The sequence below is a fragment of the Bradyrhizobium sp. AT1 genome (assembly GCF_001590795.1).
Classification (GTDB): Bacteria; Pseudomonadota; Alphaproteobacteria; order Rhizobiales; family Xanthobacteraceae; genus Bradyrhizobium.
Window position 1 is genome coordinate 815,160 of the sequence record NZ_JXDL01000001.1, and the last position, 2,733, is coordinate 817,892.

At 63.2% G+C, this 2,733-nt stretch carries 3 protein-coding genes and 2 pseudogenes; 4 read left to right on the forward strand and 1 reads right to left on the reverse strand.

The features are described from left to right. Both SE92_RS35580 and SE92_RS36470 read left to right on the forward strand, forming a co-directional pair. A pseudogene (locus SE92_RS35580) lies at positions 1 to 169 on the forward strand (hydroxyacid dehydrogenase); the annotation flags it as partial. A gap of 172 nt (positions 170 to 341) precedes the next feature. Next, the gene (locus tag SE92_RS36470; RefSeq protein ID WP_063194539.1) at positions 342 to 833 is read left to right on the forward strand and encodes a hypothetical protein; all 492 of its coding nucleotides are present in this window, start codon (positions 342 to 344) and stop codon (positions 831 to 833) included. A gap of 61 nt (positions 834 to 894) precedes the next feature. On the opposite strand, the gene SE92_RS03835 is transcribed toward SE92_RS36470, so the two are convergent. Further along, complete coding sequence (locus tag SE92_RS03835) at positions 895 to 1,392, reverse strand: DUF1993 domain-containing protein (protein WP_063194540.1); 498 nt, start codon at positions 1,390 to 1,392, stop codon at positions 895 to 897. 127 nt (positions 1,393 to 1,519) lie between these two features. On the opposite strand from SE92_RS03835, the gene SE92_RS03840 reads away from it, so the two are divergent. Next, positions 1,520 to 2,299, forward strand: a complete 780-nt coding sequence (locus SE92_RS03840; protein ID WP_157095075.1) for a transporter substrate-binding domain-containing protein — start codon at positions 1,520 to 1,522, stop codon at positions 2,297 to 2,299. 227 nt (positions 2,300 to 2,526) lie between these two features. After that, positions 2,527 to 2,733, forward strand: a pseudogene (locus tag SE92_RS03845) (DUF2147 domain-containing protein); the annotation flags it as partial.

The following is a 2,733-nucleotide window of genomic DNA, read 5'->3' on the forward strand; positions in this document are numbered from 1 at the left end:
CAGCAACGCGCTGTTCGCCCTGCCCAACGTCATCATCGCCCCGCACGTTGCCGGCGTCACGGTCGAAGCGGTCCAGCGCATGAGCGAGCAGACCGCGCGCAACATTCTGAGCGTGCTCGACGGCGATCCGATCAGGCAGAACGTCATCAATCAAGACGTGTTGGGCTGAGCCGAACCTCGGGTGGGCGACGGCAGCGCCCGCCTTCGGAAGGCCAGAATGCGTCCCATTTTGGTGCATATCGAGCCCCAACTCAGCCTTAATCAAACGCGCGTAATGGAGCCGGAAGCGCGGCGGCAGCGGGACAGCACTGGCCGGCCGCGCCGAGCTGGAGGATGAGCCCTTGTCAGAGATCGATCCGACCGACCACACGCTGGCAACCATCGCCAGCATCCTGGAGAACCCCGAGCCCGTCCTGGTCATTCGCAAGACCGAGACGGAGATCGTCGTCGCCGGAGAGCGCGAGCACCAGGACTCCGACGAGCGGCCGGTCGTCGATGAACATCCGATGGTCGACGAGCATCCTCTGGTCGAAGAGCAACCACTGGTGCCCGAGCACACCGACGCCGACGGCTACAGCAAGGTCGGCCCCGGCCCGATGGTGGCGATCCGTCTCAAATGGACGGTGCATCGCGGCGATGACGGCCAATATTACGTGCACGAGACCATCGGCGAACAATCCGCGCCCGTGGTCAACGGCCCCATGACGAGCGAGTCCGCCGTGCATTTCGTCGACGCCCAGCAAGACGAGGCGCACCGGCGCTTCGAAGAGCTGCGCAGCGAGATCGCCGGCCGCAGCTCGCTCGCCGATTACGAGCGCAAGGGCGAAGCGTAAGCTACTGCCTGAGGCCTTTCCACACCTCTCTCGAAGGAGAGGTGTAGACTGAGCCCGGCAATTACTTCCTTCCGAGATAATCCTTCTTCACCAGTTCGACGCCTGCGTGCCGCAACAGGTCGTACGCTGTCGTGACGTGAAAGAAGAATTGTGGGACGCTGAACGTCAGCAGCAGCGTCCGCCCGGTGAAGGGCAGCTCGGTCCCGTTCTTCAGCTTGAAGAAGACATTCCGTTCCGCCGCCGCGTCGATCGCCGCGCGCGGCAGGCTTTCGATGAACTCGATCGAGGTCGCGATGCGCGCCTGGAGCCCGGCCATGTCGTGCTCCACCGCCGGCAATGCTACCGGCTCGCGCTCCGCCAGCAAGGCCGGCGCGACCGTGGCGTGGCGGCAGGCCTCGCCGATCTGCTGCGCCAGGTCGTACATGTTGGGCGCCATGCGCATGCCGAGCAGGACGGCTGGATTGAACTTGCGGGTTTCCGCATAGGCCACGCCCTTGTCGAGCAGGGCAGACAGGTTGCGCAGATACGGCACGAACAAGCCGGCCGAGGCCTCGTACATCGAGATCGTCACACCAAGATTCCCTTCAATTCCGCCTCGCCAGCGACTGGCATCTGGTCTAAATCCACCGTTTCAAGAGCTGCAGAATGGCAGCTCGAGCATGGGTGGAAAAGAGATGATCGTTCGAATGGCTGTTCGAATCATGGCGGCTTTGGCCGTGGCGCTGCTGGCAAACCTTTCGGCCCATGCGCAGCAGGCGCCCTCGCGCCTCGACGAGATTGTGAAGCGCGGAACCCTGCGCGTCGGCATGACCGGCGACTACAAGCCCTTCACCTATCTGGACAAGGCGACGCAGCAGTTCAGCGGCTTCGATGTCGACATGGCGCAGGCGCTCGGCAAGGCGCTCGGAGTCAAGGTGGAGTTCGTGCCGACAGCCTGGCCTAAGCTGATGAAGGATTTCGAGGCCGACCAGTTCGACATCGCCATGGGTGGCGTGTCAGTGACGCTCGACCGGCAGAAGAAGGGCTTCTTCTCGACGCCAATCATGCGCGAGGGCAAGACGCCGATCACCCGCTGCGCCGACGCCGGCAAGTACCAGAGCATCGCCGACATCGACAAGAAGGGCACCCGCGTCATCGTCAATCCCGGCGGCACCAACGAGCGTTTCGCACGCGCCAACGTCAAGGATGCCGAGATCACCGTCTTCCCCGACAACACCGCGATCTTCGACGAGATCGCCAAGGGGAACGCCGATCTGATGATGACGGACGCCTCCGAGACGCGCTACCAGCAGAAGCAGCACGCCGGCGTGCTCTGCGCGGTGCATCCCGAAAAGCCGTTCGACTTCTCCGAGAAGGCCTATTGGCTGCAGCGCGACGTGGCGCTGAAGGCCTTCGTCGACCAATGGCTGCACATTTCCATGGAGGACGGCAGCTACAAGAAGATCTACGCCGCTTGGTTCGACTAGACCTTCCCTGGACGGCCTCGAATCTCCCGTTCCTCGTCCCTGGGAGCGGCGCTCCAGGCCGCGTCCTCCTGTCGCCTGCGTCGGCCCAACTTTGGACCAGCCCTTGAGCTATTGAACCCTGAACAGCAGGACGACGACTCATACCGAGACAGTGATCTAGATCACTTTTTGCGATCGGACCGGCGCGTAAGCGTCGGTCCGGGGACCATCTGTTCAGGAGAGGCGAAATGAGGAAGCTGTTGGCCGCGGCCGCATTCCTTTTGGCGAGCACAGCTGCCCAGGCGCAGTACACTTTCGAGTATAACGGGCGCACCATCCGGATCGATCCGGACCGCGGCACGGTGCAGATCCCAGGCGTCTACGACAACACCGGCCAGCCCAAAGCCAAGAAGGCCAAGAAGAACGAGCAGGCCCCGCAGCAAGCCACGGTCGAT

Bases quoted from the DNA above. Each gene is read 5' to 3' on its own strand.
- SE92_RS03835 (WP_063194540.1), bottom strand. From the start codon at position 1,392: ATGTACGAGGCCTCGGCCGGCTTGTTCGTGCCGTATCTGCGCAACCTG.
- SE92_RS03840 (WP_157095075.1), top strand. From the start codon at position 1,520: ATGGCTGTTCGAATCATGGCGGCTTTGGCCGTGGCGCTGCTGGCAAAC.